General features: G+C 73.3%; 12 protein-coding genes. 7 read left to right on the top strand and 5 right to left on the bottom strand.

Going from position 1 to position 13,822, the window contains the following annotated elements; all coding sequences use genetic code 11:
• The first annotated feature begins 164 nt into the window (after positions 1-164).
• The 3 genes from ESZ52_RS18175 to ESZ52_RS18165 are packed head-to-tail and all read left to right on the top strand — an operon-like array spanning position 165 to position 5,523.
• The gene (locus ESZ52_RS18175; protein WP_202865376.1) at positions 165-2,432 is read left to right on the top strand and encodes an acetate--CoA ligase family protein; all 2,268 of its coding nucleotides are present in this window, start codon (positions 165-167) and stop codon (positions 2,430-2,432) included.
• Positions 2,433-2,437: 5 nt separating this feature from the next.
• Positions 2,438-3,991: an AMP-binding protein gene (locus tag ESZ52_RS18170; RefSeq protein WP_131106171.1), complete on the top strand. Its 1,554-nt coding sequence runs from the start codon at positions 2,438-2,440 to the stop codon at positions 3,989-3,991.
• Positions 3,988-5,523 (top strand): acyl-CoA mutase large subunit family protein, encoded by a 1,536-nt coding sequence (locus ESZ52_RS18165; protein ID WP_131106170.1) that lies wholly within the window; start codon positions 3,988-3,990, stop codon positions 5,521-5,523. Before ESZ52_RS18170 ends, ESZ52_RS18165 begins: the two co-directional genes overlap by 4 nt.
• Before the next feature lie 154 nt (positions 5,524-5,677).
• Here the strand turns inward: ESZ52_RS18165 and ESZ52_RS18160 are convergent, their stop codons facing one another.
• The 4 genes from ESZ52_RS18160 to ESZ52_RS18145 form a co-directional block, all read right to left on the bottom strand.
• Positions 5,678-6,874 carry a thiolase family protein gene (locus ESZ52_RS18160; RefSeq protein WP_131106169.1) on the bottom strand — a complete coding sequence of 399 codons (1,197 nt, stop codon included), beginning with the start codon at positions 6,872-6,874 and terminating at the stop codon, positions 5,678-5,680.
• Between the two features lie 81 nt (positions 6,875-6,955).
• Complete coding sequence (locus ESZ52_RS18155) at positions 6,956-8,011, bottom strand: saccharopine dehydrogenase (RefSeq protein ID WP_131106168.1); 1,056 nt, start codon at positions 8,009-8,011, stop codon at positions 6,956-6,958.
• A gap of 95 nt (positions 8,012-8,106) precedes the next feature.
• Entirely contained in the window at positions 8,107-8,490 is a 384-nt protein-coding gene (locus ESZ52_RS20040; RefSeq protein ID WP_131106167.1) for a DUF3072 domain-containing protein, read from the bottom strand.
• Positions 8,487-9,689 (bottom strand): MalY/PatB family protein, encoded by a 1,203-nt coding sequence (locus ESZ52_RS18145; RefSeq protein ID WP_131106166.1) that lies wholly within the window; start codon positions 9,687-9,689, stop codon positions 8,487-8,489. The genes ESZ52_RS20040 and ESZ52_RS18145 overlap by 4 nt, the downstream gene beginning before the upstream one ends.
• A gap of 77 nt (positions 9,690-9,766) precedes the next feature.
• Between ESZ52_RS18145 and ESZ52_RS18140 the strand changes: the two genes are divergently transcribed.
• The gene (locus tag ESZ52_RS18140) at positions 9,767-10,381 is read left to right on the top strand and encodes a LiaF domain-containing protein (RefSeq protein ID WP_131106165.1); all 615 of its coding nucleotides are present in this window, start codon (positions 9,767-9,769) and stop codon (positions 10,379-10,381) included.
• 9 nt (positions 10,382-10,390) lie between these two features.
• On the opposite strand, the gene ESZ52_RS18135 is transcribed toward ESZ52_RS18140, so the two are convergent.
• Positions 10,391-11,395 carry an aldo/keto reductase family protein gene (locus tag ESZ52_RS18135; RefSeq protein ID WP_131106164.1) on the bottom strand — a complete coding sequence of 335 codons (1,005 nt, stop codon included), beginning with the start codon at positions 11,393-11,395 and terminating at the stop codon, positions 10,391-10,393.
• 101 nt (positions 11,396-11,496) lie between these two features.
• Here ESZ52_RS18135 and ESZ52_RS18130 point away from each other — a divergent pair, with 101 nt between their 5' ends.
• From ESZ52_RS18130 to ESZ52_RS18120, 3 genes are all read left to right on the top strand, one after another.
• The gene (locus ESZ52_RS18130) at positions 11,497-12,015 is read left to right on the top strand and encodes a LiaF domain-containing protein (RefSeq protein ID WP_131106163.1); all 519 of its coding nucleotides are present in this window, start codon (positions 11,497-11,499) and stop codon (positions 12,013-12,015) included.
• 194 nt (positions 12,016-12,209) lie between these two features.
• A complete protein-coding gene (locus ESZ52_RS18125; protein ID WP_131106162.1) occupies positions 12,210-13,076 on the top strand; it encodes an SDR family oxidoreductase in 867 nt (288 codons plus the stop codon).
• Between the two features lie 89 nt (positions 13,077-13,165).
• Positions 13,166-13,822, top strand: coding sequence for a DUF5701 family protein (locus ESZ52_RS18120; RefSeq protein WP_238154376.1), 657 nt, complete (start codon positions 13,166-13,168; stop codon positions 13,820-13,822).

Below are 13,822 nucleotides of genomic sequence, written 5' to 3'. Positions count from 1 at the left end.
CCGACCGACCGGGCGCACCGTTCCCCCCGACCGAGAGCACGGATCTCCCAGACCGGGCGCACGAATCTCCCCGACCGAGCGCACCGTTCCCCCCGACCGAGAGCACGGATCCCACCGACCGGGCGCACGATTCGCACGCACCGGGCGCACGACTTGCGGGCCAGGTGTCCCTGCGTCCGCTCTGGGCCGCCCGCGGCGTGGCCGTGGTCGGCGCCAGCGACCGGCCCGGTGCAGTCGGCCGGCTGCCGGTCCAGTTCCTCCAGCGCTACGGCTACCGCGGCGGCATCTACCCGGTCCGACCGGACGGGGCGTCCGTGGCCGGGCTCCCTTCATACCCCTCGGTCGCAGAGGCGGCGAAGGCCGGCGAGGTGGACGCGGCCATGGTGATGGTGGCCGCCGACAAGGTCGTCGCCGCCGTGCGCGACTGCGCCGCGGCGGGTGTGGACGTGGTCGTCGTCTGCTCCAGCGGGTTCGCCGAGACCGGCGAGGCGGGTGCCGCCCTGCAGGACGAGCTGGTTCGCGTCGCCCGTGAGCTCGGCGTGCGCGTCCTCGGCCCCAACTGCATCGGCACCGTCGGGACCGAGGCCGGGCAGGTCAGTTCGTTCTCGCCGCTCTTCTCCGGTGAGCACACCGAGCTGGTGCCCGGGTCGATCGGTTTTGTCAGCCAGAGCGGGGCGCTGGGCTACGGCGCGGTCTCGCTCGCCTTCGAGCGCGGGCTCGGGCTGGGCTGGGTGGTCAACACCGGCAACGAGGCCGACATCGGCGCCACCGAGGTGATGGCCGCGCTGGCGCAGGAGCCCGGGTGCACCGGCCTGCTCGGGTATGCCGAGTCGCTGGGCGACCTCGACGCCCTCGCCCGGGTGACGGCCTCCGGGGTGCCGGTCGCGATGCTCAAGGCCGGCCGTTCGGACGCCGGGGCGCGGGCTGCGGCCTCGCACACCGGCGCGCTGGCGACCGGTGACAAGGTCGTCGACGCGGCGCTGCGCCGGGCGGGGGTCGTGCGCGTGGACGACGTGGACGAGCTGCTCGACGTGGGTGACGTGATGGCGCTGGTGCCGATGGTGCGTGAGAACCGTGCGCTCGGTCGGGGTGGGGACGGGCGTGAGAACCGTGCGCTCGGTCGAGAGGGGACCGGGCGTGAGAACCGTGCGCTCGGTCGGGAGGGGGATGAGCGTGAGAACCGTGCGCTCGGTCGAGAGGGGACCGGGCGTGAGAACCGTGCGCTCGGTCGGGTCGCCGTGGTCACCACCTCCGGCGGGTCGGGGATCCTGGCGGCCGACGCGATCGAGACCCGGGGGCTGGAGCTGGCGGCGCTGAGCGACGACACGCTGGCCGAGCTGGGCCAGATCGTCCCGGCGTACGGCTCGACCGCCAACCCGGTGGACGTCACCGCCTCGGTCATGAGCAACCCGGACCTCTTCGACCGGGCGCTGACCACGATCGCCCAGGACCCGGGGGTCGACGCGATCGTCGCCTGCTTCTGCGTGCTCACCGGCTCCGACGTGGACGCCGTGGTCGAGGCCCTGGCGCGGGTCCGGGAGCGCACCGGCGTGCCGGTCGTCGTCGCCCGTACCGGCGCCGACCACCTCGCCCCCGACGCGGCCGCGACGATGCGCGCCGCGGGGCTGCCGGTCTACCCGACCCCCGCCCGCGCCGTGCGTGCCGTGGCCGCCCTGGCGGAGTTCCTCGAGGCGGGATCTCGCGAGGACCGCTCGAACCGTGGCACCGACGAGGGTCGCACCGACCGCCCCGTCGGCCAGGTCTCAGCCTCCAACCTCTGGGCCCGGACCGACGAGAGCTCGCTCAAGCAGGCGCTCGCCCAGGCCGGGCTCCCGGTGCCGGTCGGCCGCCTCGTCGGCGACCGCGATGACGCACTGGCGGCCGTCGAGCAGGCCGGTGGCCGAACGGTCTTCAAGGCGGTCGTCCCTGGCCTGCTGCACAAGTCGGAGGCCGGCGGAGTCGTGCTCGACGTCACCGCCGACCGGGCGGCCGAGGTCTACGACCGGCTCGCTGCCCTGCGGGGCCCGGACGGCAGCACCGGCCAGGTCCTCGTCGAGGAGATGGTGCCCGACGGCGTCGAGGTCCTGGTCGGCAGCGCCGACACCCCCCTGGGCCGGATCCTCACCGTCGGCGTGGGCGGCGTGCTCACCGAGATCGTGGCCGATGTCGCGCTGCGGCTGCTGCCCGTCGACCGGCAGGACGTCGAGGAGATGATCGACGAGACCCGGTTGGCCATGCTCCTCGGCGGCGTCCGCGGACGGCCGCCGGCAGACCGCGCAGCTCTCGTCGACACCATCGTCCGCCTGGCCGACTTGGCCGCCACGCTCCCGGCGGACGCCGAGCTCGACCTCAACCCCATCACCGTGCTCGCCGAGGGCGACGGGGTGCGCATCCTCGACGCCGCCCTGGCCCTCGTCGACGAGGAGGCCTGAAGACAGTGGATATCAGCACCATGCTCAACCGCGCCGGGCGCCGGTTCGGCGACCGCGTGGCGATCGAGGGACCGGAAGCCTCGGACAGCCGCACCTTCGCCGAGCTCGCCGACCGGGTCACCCGCATCGCCGGCGGACTGCTCGCGCTCGGCCTCCAGCCCGGCGACCGGGTGCTCGACCTGCAGAGCAACAGCACGGCATACCTCGAGACCGACCTGGCGATCCGCGCGGCCGGGCTGGTCAGGGTGGCGCTCAACTACCGCCTGCACCCCTCGGACTGGCAGCGGATCGCGAGCGACTGCGGCGCCCGCGGGCTGGTCTACCACGAGCGGTTCGCCGACGACATCGCGCCGGTGCGCGAGCAGGTGCCGCACGTGGTGGTCGTCGGCGACGGCCCCGAGACCTCGCTCGAGGCCCTGGCCGCCCAACCGCCCACCGGCCCCCTCCCGGTGCGCGCCCCCGACGACCTGTGCGGCCTGCACTACTCCTCCGGCACCACCGGCCACCCCAAGGGGGCCCAGCGCACGCACCGCAACTGGTTCGCCTCGGTGGTGAACATGACCCACGACGTGCTGGGCGGTCCGCCCGGGCCGGGCGACTGCTACGTGCACGCGGGGCCGGTCACCCATACCTCCGGGCTGTTCGTGCTGCCCTTCCTCGTCGCCGGCGCCCGCCAGATCGTGCTGCCGACCTGGGACCCGCAGACCTTCCTGGAGGCGGTCGGGGAGCGGGGCGCGACCCACACCGCGCTCGTGCCGACCATGGTCGCCCGCCTGCTCTCCCACGGCGCGACCCGTGAGGGCCTGGCTGAGCTGAAGATGCTGGGCTACGCCGGTGCGCCGATGCCTCCGGAGCAGATGCGCCGCGCGCACGAGCAGCTCACGCCGCACCTGGTGCAGTACTACGGGCTCGTCGAGGCGATCCCCCCGGTCACCGTGCTCGACGCCGCCGACCACGCCCGCGGCCTGACTGACCGGCCCGAGCTGCTCACCAGCGCCGGCCGCCCTGCCCTCGGGGTCGAGCTGGCGATCGTCGACGAGGACGGCCGCCCGGTCGCCCCCGGGGAGGTCGGCGAGGTGATCACCCGCGGCGACCACGTGATGGCCGGCTACTACAACGCCGAGGCGCGCACCGACCTGTCCAAGGCGGTCGTCGACGGCTGGCTGCACACCGGCGACCTCGGGCGGCTCTCCGACGACGGTCACCTGTGGCTCATCGACCGCAAGGGCGACATGATCATCTCTGGCGGCTACAACATCTACCCCCGCGAGGTCGAGGAGGTCATCGCCGAGGTGCCCGAGGTCGGCGAGGTCGCGGTGGTGGGGGTCGCCGACGCCGACTGGGGGCAGCGGGTCGTCGCCCTCGTCACCGCCCGCGCCGGCGCCGAGGTCGACCCGGAGCGGGTGCGGGAGCACTGCGCCGCGCGGATGGCGTCCTACAAGAAGCCCAAGGAGGTGCGGGTGGTGCGTGAGTTCCCGCTCAACTCCACCGGCAAGATCGCCAAGAAGGTGCTGCGCGCCGACCTGGAGCAGGAGCACGAGCAGGAGGGTATGTCGTGAGCTGGGAGGACCCGCAGCTCCGGGTCGACTACGCGCCGGAGGGCGCGGAACGCCCGGGCCAGTACCCCTACACCCGGGGGGTCAGTGACGAGCCCAAGGTCTGGATCATGGGCCAGTACGCCGGGTTCGGGACCGCCAAGGAGTCCAACGCCCGCTTCCGCGCCCTGCTCGACGCGGGCGTCACCGGCTTCTCGGTCGCGATGGACCTGCCCAGCCAGATGGGCATCGACTCCGACGACCCGCGCGCCGCGGGCGAGGTCGGCCGGGTCGGGGTGGCCATCGACTCCCTGGCCGACATCGAGGTGCTGATGGACGGCATACCCCTGGAGGAGCTGTCCCAGGTCCGCACCACCGCGAACTCCATCGGCTACCTGTGGGCCGCGCTCTTCGTCGCGCTGGCCGAGAAGCGGGGCGTGCACCCCGACCAGTTCGGGATGTTCATCCAGAACGACGTGCTCAAGGAGTTCATCGCCCGCGGGACCCAGATCTTCCCCCCGGAGGCCTCGCTGCGGCTGTCGGTCGACACCATCGAGTACGTCAGCCGCGAGGCCCCCAGCTGGGTCCCGCTGGCGATGAGCGGCTACCACATCCGCGAGTCCGGGTCCTCGGCGACTCAGGAGATCGCGTTCACCTTCGCCAACGCCCGCGCCTACCTCGACGAGTGCGTCCGGCGCGGGGTCGACGTCGACCAGGTGGCGCCGACGCTGTTCACCTTCCTGGCGATCACCACCGACGTGCTGCCGGAGGTCGCCAAGTTCCGTGCCGCCCGGCGGGTCTGGGCGCGGCTGATGCGGGAGCGGTATGGAGCGAAGGACCCGCGCTCGCAGCAGCTGCGGATCTTCGCCTTCACCGCCGGCTCGACGCTCACCGCGCAGCAGCCGCTCAACAACGTCGTCCGCACGTCGGTGGAGGCGACCGTCGCGGCGCTCGCGGGCGTGCAGACCCTGCACGTCTCGGCCTACGACGAGGCGCTCGGGGTGCCGACCGAGCACGCGGCGACGCTGGCGCTGCGGACCCAGCAGGTGGTGGCCTTCGAGACCGGGCTGACCACGACGCTGGACCCGTTGGCCGGCTCGTACGCCGTGGAGGCGCTCACCGACGAGCTCGAGGCCTCGATCTGGTCGCTGATGGAGGACATCGAGGAGCGCGGCGGGGCGCTGGAGGCGATCGACTCCGGCCGGTTCGCGCGCGACCTGGCCGAGGCGGCCTACCGGCACTCCCAGCAGGTCGAGACCGGCGAGCGGACCGTGGTCGGGGTCAACACGTTCCCCGCCCCGACCGAGCCCCTGGAGGTCTTCACCATCGACCCGGGCACCGAGCGGGCGCAGGCCGAGTCGGTGCGGCGGCTGCGCGAGACCCGCGACCAGGCCGCGGTCGACGCGGCCCTGGCCCAACTGGCGTCGGACGTTCGCGACGGCCGCTCGGTGATGCCGGCCACGATCGCCGCGGTCAAGGCCTACGCCACCCTCGGCGAGGTCGTCGAGGTCCTCCGCGGCGAGCTCGGCACCTGGCGCCCCTCCGCCGAGTTCTGACAGAACACGGCAAAGGTCCCGACAGGACGCGCGAAAAAGCCCATCAGAGCGCGCGGAAGAGCCCGACTGAGCACGCGAGACGGCTGAGGGGTCCCCCTCGTGCGCCGTGTGGGGACCCTCTGCCGTGTTCTGTCGGGCCTTTTCCCGTGTTCTGTCAGGGGCGGGGGACCTCGATCATCAGCGCGGTGCCCTGACCGACGCCGATGCAGGCGGCCGCCACGCCGATGCCGCCACCGCGGCGGCGCAGCTCGCGGGCCAGGTCGACGACCACGCGGGGGGCGCTGGCGCCGAGCGGGTGACCGATCGCGATCGCGCCGCCGTTGACGTTGACGTTCGTCTCCAGCGCGTCCCGGCCCAGCTCGGGCAGGTCGTGGAGGGTGGAGAGCACCATCGCGGCGAAGGCCTCGTTGATCTCCCACAGGTCGACGTCGTCGAAACCCTTGCCGGTCCGCTCCAGCAGCTGCCGGATCGCCGGCACCGGCGCGACCGCGAACTGCTCCGGCGACACCGCGACCGTGCGGGAGGCCACGATCCGGGCGATCGGCTCCAGCCCCAGCTCCTCGGCCATCGCCGCCGTGCCGACCAGCGCCGCCATCGCGCCGTCGTTGACCGGCGAGGAGTTGCCCGCCGTCACCGTGCCGTCCCTGGTGAAGGCCGGGCGCAGCCCGCCCAGCGACTCCATCGAGGCCCCCGGCCGAAGCGACTCGTCACGCTCCACGCCCTCCAGCGGCTCCACGAAACCCTTGTGCGCCGCCGCCTCGTAGGCGGCGTGCACCCGCTGGTGGGAGCGGACGGCATACTCGTCCATCTCCTCGCGCCCGATGCCGCGCTCGGTGGCGACAGCCTGGGCGCTGGCCCCCAGGGAGGCGGTCCACTCATCGGGGAACGCGGGGTTGACCATCCGCCAGCCGACGGTCGTCTGGTGCAGCTCCATGGCGCGAGGCAGGGCCTCGTCGGGCTTGGGCAGCACGTAGGGCGCGCGGCTCATCCCCTCGACCCCGCCGGCGACGACCAGGTCCGCGTCGCCCACCGCGATGGCGCGGGCGGCCTGCACCAGCGCCTCCGACCCCGAGGCGCACAGCCGGTTCGTCGTCGCCCCTGGCACGGTCACCGGCAGGCCGGCGAGCAGCGCCGCCATCCGGGCGACGTTGCGGTTCTCCTCGCCCGCGCCGTTGGTGTTGCCGTAGTAGACGTCCTCGATCCGCGCGGGGTCCAGGCCGGGGTGGCGCTCCAGCAGTGAGCGCAGCGGCACCGCGGCCAGGTCGTCGGTGCGCACGTGCGACAGGCCGCCGCGCAGCTTGCCGAACGGCGTGCGGACAGCGTCGAGCAGGAAGACCTCTTCACCGAGCATGGGTCCATTCTGCCGTGTGCGCAGGGACACCCCGACCACGCCGGCGGCCAGCCCCCGACCAGACCGCGGCCGACGGCCGCCTCAGCGCAGGTGCCGCCGGAACCAGTCCAGGCTGGCGGCCCAGGGACCCTGGCGCTCGGCCAGGTCGGGCAGCAGCGGGGTGAGCTCGGCCGAGAACGACTCCGAGGACTCGCGCGGCAGCAGGGAGGGCAGGTTGTCGATCGCGATCACCTCCAGCGGGTTGCCGGTGGACCCGAAGGCGCGGACCGGCTCGTCCCAGGTCGTGATCGCGGTGTTGAACGGCAGCAGGTTCGCCTCCGAGGTGACGTCGCAGGTCACGTCGGCGACCGTCCGCAGCCGGCGAGGGACGTCGATGTCCTCGGTGGCGAGGAAGGGCTCCCGCGGCCGGTCGCTGGCCACACAGTTGACCATGATGTCGTGCGCCAGCAGCGCGTTCTTGTCGACGACCTCGGTATCGGCCCGGTCCCAGCGGGTCACGGCGCAGCCGGCGACCTCCAGCGCCGCCATCGCGCCCGTGCCTGAGCGACCACGGGACCCGATGACCAGCGCCCGCTCCGGCTCGGCGGTCGCGCCGGCCGGAGCTCCCGAGGCGACGGGCGGTCCCTGCTGCAGCATGCCGTCCAGCTCCTCTCGGGTCATCGGCGCGACGCCGCCGGTCAGCAGGCCACGGTGCCGCAGCACCGCCAGCGCGGCACCGACATACCCGGCCCAGAAGCCGAAGGCCACGACCCGCTTGCCGTCCACGGTGAGGTACTCCACGTCCAGCAGCTCCCCGCCCCCGCGGCGGAACCGGTCGAGCACCTGCTCCGCGCCTTCCTGCCCCTTGTAGGCGTGCGCGAAGAAGACGTGCGTGTGGGCGAGGTCGTCCGGGTCCTCCGGCAGCTCCTTGATGCCGACCACGACAGCACCCTTCGGTGCGTCCACCCACGACCCGCGCGGCGCCACCCGGCACCCCGCCTCCTCATACTCCGCCAGCGGGATCACGCGGGTCGGGGACTCCTCGACGGTGACGGTGAACCCGTCCTCGATCAGCCGGCGCGCGTCGTCGGGGACGATCGGCACACGCTGCTCGGTCGGGCGGGCCTCGGCACGGATCCACAGGTGGGGGCGGGTCATGAGGACAGGGTATGAGGTGTCCCGCCCTGTGGCGCGACCGTGCGCCAGGTGCAGGGACGTGCATGGCTCCTGGACGACTCGTCCAGACGGCGAGGCTATGCCTGGCGAGGCTCCATCCCCGTCCGGTCCTGCAGGCGGTCGATGTGCTCCGAGGCCTGTGCCTTCGTCAGGCCCTCGGCCGGGATCTGCTCGCCGGCGGCGCTGGCGAGGCGGTCGAGGTAGGACTTCTGCGCCTCGGTGGCCGGGTCGTCCCCGGTCACCCACTCCTGGGGATCGCGCTGCTGCTGTCCCGGGCCGTCCTGGGGAGTAGGGGAGCCGAGCACCTCGGGGTCCGGCTCCTGCGGGGGGTCGGCGAGGGGCTGCGACGGGCCCGGGGTGTCGGGACCGGGGTTGACCGTCGGGTCGCTCTCCGGCACGTCGAGCGGCGGCTGCGTGGGGTCGGACGAAGGGTCGGTCGGCGGGTCGGTCGGCAATGTCATGTCGCCACGCTAGACCCGGGGTCCGACACGGGCGACCCGATCCGCGACCGGCTGACTGCCGCCGCCATCCGCCGGACCGCCTCGGTCATCAGCTCCTGGCTGGTGCCGATGTTGAGCCGGGCGAACCCGGCGCCGTCCGGTCCGAACGCCGGCCCGGGCGAGAGCGCGACCCGGCCCCGTTCGAGGAAGGTGGCTGCCGGGTTGTCGCCCAGGCCGAGGTCGCGGCAGTCCAGCCAGGCCAGGTATGACGCGTGCCCAGGGGTGTAGCGCACCGCGGGCAGGTGCTCGGCGAGCAGGGCGGACAGCTGCTGGGTGCGCTGCTCGATCTCGGTGCGGACCGTGTCCAGCCACTCCCGGCCGTCGGTGTACGCGGCGACTGCGGCGTACTGCCCGAGGATCGACGGCGACCAGTCCAGCTCCTCGCGCAGGTCGGGCCATCGGCCCGGGACGGCCGTGATCCCGACGGCGGTCTTCAGACCTGCGGTGTTCCACGCCTTGGACGGGGAGTGCAGCGCGATCCCGACCTCACGGGCCGCCTCGGAGACGGTGAGGAAGGGCAGGAACGGCGTGGGGCTGCCGGGGTGCACGAGCGGGGCATGGATCTCGTCGGAGATCACCAGCGCGTCGTGCGCCGCGGCCAGGTCCGCGACCGCCGACAGCTCCTCCTCGGTGTACACGTGGCCGAGGGGGTTGTGCGGGGTGCAGAGCAGGACGACCCGCGCACCCGAGGCGAGGGCGCGCTCCATACCCTCCAGGTCCAGGCGCCCGCCGGAGGCGACGTCGAGCATCGGGACCTCCAGCGGCTCCGCGCCGACCGCCTGCAGCCAGGGGTAGAAGGAGAGGTAGACCGGCGGGTTGATGACCACCCGGTCACCGGGTGAGGTCACCGCGCGCAGCACCTCGATGGCGGCCTGGCCCACGTCCGCGAACAGCCGCATCGTGCCGCCGCCCGCGGTCGGGTCCCAGCCCCAGGTGTCGCGGGCGAAGCCGGCGAAGGCGCTGGTCACCGGGGCGGGGTCACCGGCGTAGCCGAAGTCCGAGCGCTCCACCGCCAGGCGCAGGGCGTCGGTGATCGCCGGCGCGGTGCGCACGTCCATCTCGGCGGTCCAGGCGGGCAGCACGTCGGCGGGCACCCGGCTCCACTTGGCGGACCGGTGCTCGCACATCTGCTCCAGGGTCAGGTCGAAGGGGGAGGCCATGGCCCCACCCTGCCCCATCGCCGTGAGCGCCGGAAAGGCCGGTGCCGTGGCGCCGCCGCACGGGTTAGGTTGGGGGTATGACGCAGCGACCGGGTGAGCAGGGGGGTCCGTGGGAGGGCCCGAGCGAGGTGCCGCACACGTGGGGTGAACCGGCGGGGGAGCTTCATGGGGAGCCTGGTGGGCAGACGCCACCGCCGCTGCCCGTCCAGCAGGGATGGCAGCCCCCGGCCGAGGTCGTGCCGGGCCCGGTGGCGCCCCTGCCGCAGTACGGGCAGCACAGCTCGGCCAACCTGCCCGCCAGGCGGGAGAGTGAGGACGTCTGGTCCGTCTTCGGTGACGTGGTCCGCAAGGGGCGCTGGAGCGCCAGCCGCCGCAGCTCCTTCTACCAGCTCTTCGGCGACGTCAAGCTCGACCTGCGCGAGGTCCTGCAGCCGGGGGAGACCCTCGAGGTGACCACCTGGTCGGTCTTCGGGGACGTGCGCGTCGCCGTGCCGCCGGGCACCGACGTGGAGGTCAACGGCGGCACCGTCTTCGGTGACGTCCGCGCCGAGACGGACCCGCAGGGTCAGGTGCCCCGCACCGGCGCCCGGCTGGTGCTGACCGCCAACGCGGTCTTCGGCGAGGTCCGGGTGCGGGAGATCCCGGCCGGTCCGGACGCGCCCAAGGGCTGGCGCTGGCTGCGGGTGCGCTGAGCCCGACCGTCAGGCCACGCGCTGCTGCGGTGCGCGCTCGGCCGTCTTGCCCGGGTCGCGCTCGACGACGTCGCCGAGCACCTCGTCGATCCTGGCCATCAGGTCGGCCTCGAGCTTGACGCCGGCCGCCTTGACGTTGTCCTCGACCTGCTCGGGGCGGGAGGCGCCGATGAGCGCGGCGGCGACGTTCGGGTGCTGCAGCACCCAGGCGATCGCCAGCTGCGGCATGGTCAGCCCCGCCTCCTCCGCGAGCGGCTTCAGCCCCTGCACGGCGGTCAGCACCTCCTCGCGCAGGAAGCCCTGCATCCCACGGCCCATGGCCTCGTCCGCGGCGCGGCCCTCGGTCGGGGCCTGACCCGGCAGGTACTTGCCGGACAGCACACCCTGCGCCATCGGGCTCCAGACGATCTGGGAGATGCCCAGCTCCTCGGAGGCCGGGATGACCTCGGGCTCGATGACCCGCCAGAGCATGGAGTACTGCGGCTGGGAGGAGATCAGCTGGAAGCCCAGCTCCTTGCTCAGCGCGTGCCCCGCCCGGATCTGGTCGGCGGTCCACTCGCTGACGCCGATGTAGAGCGCCTTGCCGGCCCGCACGATGTCGGCGAAGGCCTGCATCGTCTCCTCCAGAGGCGTCTCGGTGTCGTACCGGTGGGCCTGGTAGAGGTCGACGTAGTCGGTCTGCAGCCGGCGCAGGCTGCCGTCGATGGACTCCATGACGTGCTTGCGCGAGAGCCCGGTGTCGTTCTTGCCCCGCGGCCCGGTCGGCCAGTACACCTTGGTGAAGATCTCCAGGCTCTCCCGGCGCTCGCCCTTCAGCGCCTCCCCCAGCACGGACTCCGCCTTGGTGTTGGCGTAGACGTCGGCGGTGTCGAAGGTGCTGATCCCCGCATCCAGGGCGGCCCGCACGCACCGGTTCGCCACCTCGTTCTCCACCTGGCTGCCGTGGGTGAGCCAGTTGCCGTAGGTGATCTCGCTGATCTTCAGGCCGCTGCGGCCGAGGTATCGGAACTCCATAGCGGTCACAGTAAGTGTCGGGGCGGCCCGGGACAGCACCGGGCGGGAGCGTGGGACCTGGGTCGCCGTGGTGAGCTCACGGTGTCGGTAGCGTGGGCGGTATGACGCAGCGCCCGCAGGACGACCAGCCGCCGCCACTGCCCTCGCAGAACGGTGCAGGGGGCATCCCCGAGGTGATCCCGACCTACCAGCCGCCGGCCGTCGTCGGGCACGGGGGAGTGGCCCGGCAGTCCCAGGACCGGATCGACACCTACTTCGGGCAGGTCGACCGGGTCGGCCGCTTCCCGCTGGCCCAGGAGACCCGGATCAACGCCGGGATGAGCACCGTGCGGCTGGACCTGCGCGAGGTGATCGTGCCGGGAGAGACGGTCGAGATCCGGCTCGCGGTATGGATGAGCAACGTCCGCCTCGTCGTCCCGCCGGGCACCGAGGTCGCCCTGCAGGTGAACGCCAGCATGGGCGATGCCCGTCTGGAGGTGGACGCCAAGGCCCAGGGCACCCCGCCGACCGGCACCCGCGTCGTGATCTCCGGCTGGTCCACGATGAGCGACATCCGCGTGCGCGCCTTCGCGCTCGGCACCAAGCCGCGGGCCGGGTGGCGCTGGACCCGCCCCAAGTAGGCCTGACTCGGGAGCCCATCGTCGGCGCGGACGGGCGAGCCTCGTCGGTCGTGCCCTTCGCGTCGCTCCAGGAGGAAGTCCCGAACCCTGCGCCATAGCGTCGAGGATGCGGGGACGGCAGGCGAGCAGACGTCCTGAGGTCGCCGCCCGGAGAACATGACGCCCGCAGAACCACGACGAGGGAGAGGGACACCATGACCGAGAAGGCCCAGGAGGACCTGAGCGACATCCCCGCGCAGGAGCAGGAGTGGCCGGGGACCGAGGCGAAGCTGGACCCCACGCCGGACCACGGGACCTCGTGGACCGGCCGCGACCGCCTCACCGGCAAGCGCGTGCTCATCACCGGCGGCGACTCCGGGATCGGCCGCGCCGTCGCGGTGACCTTCGCCCACGAGGGCGCCACCGTCGCGATCGCCCATCTGCCGCAGGAGAGCGAGGACGCGGAGGAGACCCGCCGCATGGTCGAGCAGGCCGGCGGGACCTGCCACCTCTTCCCGGGCGACCTGCGCTCCTACGACGCCAACCGCGACCTGGCCCGGCAGGCGGTCGAGGCACTCGGCGGGCTCGACGTGCTCGTGCCGAACGCCGCCTACCAGATGACCCACGACGAGCTGGAGGAGTTCCCGCCGGAGCAGGTCGAGCGGACCTTCTCCACCAACGTCTTCTCGCCGTTCTGGCTGGTGCGGGAGCTGGCCGAGGAGCTGTCGGAGGGTGGCGCGATCGTGCTGACCACCTCGGTCCAGGCCTACGCGCCCTCGGACCACCTCCTCGACTACGCCGCCTCCAAGGCCGCGCTGACCAACCTCGCCGTCAACCTGGCCGCCGAGCTCGGGCCGCGCGGGATCCGGGTCAACGCCGTCGCCCCGGGGCCGATCTGGACCCCGCTCATCCCGGCGACGATGGCACCGGACAAGGTCGAGGGCTTCGGCTCCGACACCCCGCTGGGCCGCGCCGGCCACCCGGTCGAGGTCGCTGCCGCCTATGTCTTCCTCGCCTCCGACGAGGCGAGCTACGTCTCCGGCACGGTGCTGGGCGTGACGGGCGGCAAGCCGGTCTTCTGACCGCACGCACGGGGCAGCGGGCGGCCAGGGGAATTCCCGGGTGCTCCAGAGCGTTCCCCTCGATCCGCTCAAGAGCGCCTGGAGGACCCGTGAACCCACAAACCGCCGCACTTGCGTCCGAGCCCACGCACGGCGCTGCCGGCCTGCCCGACCTGGCCGAGCAGCACCGCACGCTCACCGGCCTCGGGCTGGACCTGCCGCCGCTGCCCGGGGGCCTGGCCGGGGACCTGCTCGTCGTCCACCCCCGCCTCGTCCCCGCGGCCCGGCTGGCTGCGCTGATGCGTCTGGGCGAGCTCCCGGGCTTCGTGGTCGAGGACATGACGGACCTGGCCGAGTTCGGTCCCGCGCCGGGCACGCTGGTGCCGGACCGCGACCTGTATGCCGTGCACGACCCCGACCGCGGTGACCGGTTCGCCGACCGCAGCCCGGACGAGGTCGACCCCGAGCTGCGCGCAGCCGGACGCGAGCTGATGACCCTCTCGGAGGGCATCTGCTGGGCGCTGCAGCAGCCGTCGGTCATCGAGCGCAACCACTGCTTCATGACGACCGGCTCCCGCAAGCCGGGCCGCCGGGCGGGCACGCTCGACAGCCGGGTGCCGGCGCTGTGGATCAGCAACGGCACCGGCCGCGACGGCAAGGAGCGCCGCGGCGCCCCCAAGGTCGGCTGGTGCTGGGCCGGCAACCGGCACACCTGGCTCGGCATCGCTTCGGTGGTGGGCCGGTCCGCCCCTACTCTGGGCCCGTGA

The sequence above is a fragment of the Ornithinimicrobium sufpigmenti genome (assembly GCF_004322775.1).
GTDB lineage: Bacteria > Actinomycetota > Actinomycetes > Actinomycetales > Dermatophilaceae > Ornithinicoccus > Ornithinicoccus sufpigmenti.
Note: the sequence above shows the minus strand (reverse complement) of the source record. Positions and strands in the feature narration are given on the sequence as shown.

What these genes read in the sequence shown, in the direction of transcription:
- ESZ52_RS18160 (WP_131106169.1), bottom strand. Translation starts at nt 6,874, where the DNA reads ATGCTCGGTGAAGAGGTCTTCCTGCTCGACGCTGTCCGCACGCCGTTC.
- ESZ52_RS18155 (WP_131106168.1), bottom strand. Translation starts at nt 8,011, where the DNA reads ATGACCCGCCCCCACCTGTGGATCCGTGCCGAGGCCCGCCCGACCGAG.
- ESZ52_RS20040 (WP_131106167.1), bottom strand. Translation starts at nt 8,490, where the DNA reads ATGACATTGCCGACCGACCCGCCGACCGACCCTTCGTCCGACCCCACG.
- ESZ52_RS18145 (WP_131106166.1), bottom strand. Translation starts at nt 9,689, where the DNA reads ATGGCCTCCCCCTTCGACCTGACCCTGGAGCAGATGTGCGAGCACCGG.
- ESZ52_RS18140 (WP_131106165.1), top strand. Translation starts at nt 9,767, where the DNA reads ATGACGCAGCGACCGGGTGAGCAGGGGGGTCCGTGGGAGGGCCCGAGC.
- ESZ52_RS18135 (WP_131106164.1), bottom strand. Translation starts at nt 11,395, where the DNA reads ATGGAGTTCCGATACCTCGGCCGCAGCGGCCTGAAGATCAGCGAGATC.
- ESZ52_RS18130 (WP_131106163.1), top strand. Translation starts at nt 11,497, where the DNA reads ATGACGCAGCGCCCGCAGGACGACCAGCCGCCGCCACTGCCCTCGCAG.
- ESZ52_RS18125 (WP_131106162.1), top strand. Translation starts at nt 12,210, where the DNA reads ATGACCGAGAAGGCCCAGGAGGACCTGAGCGACATCCCCGCGCAGGAG.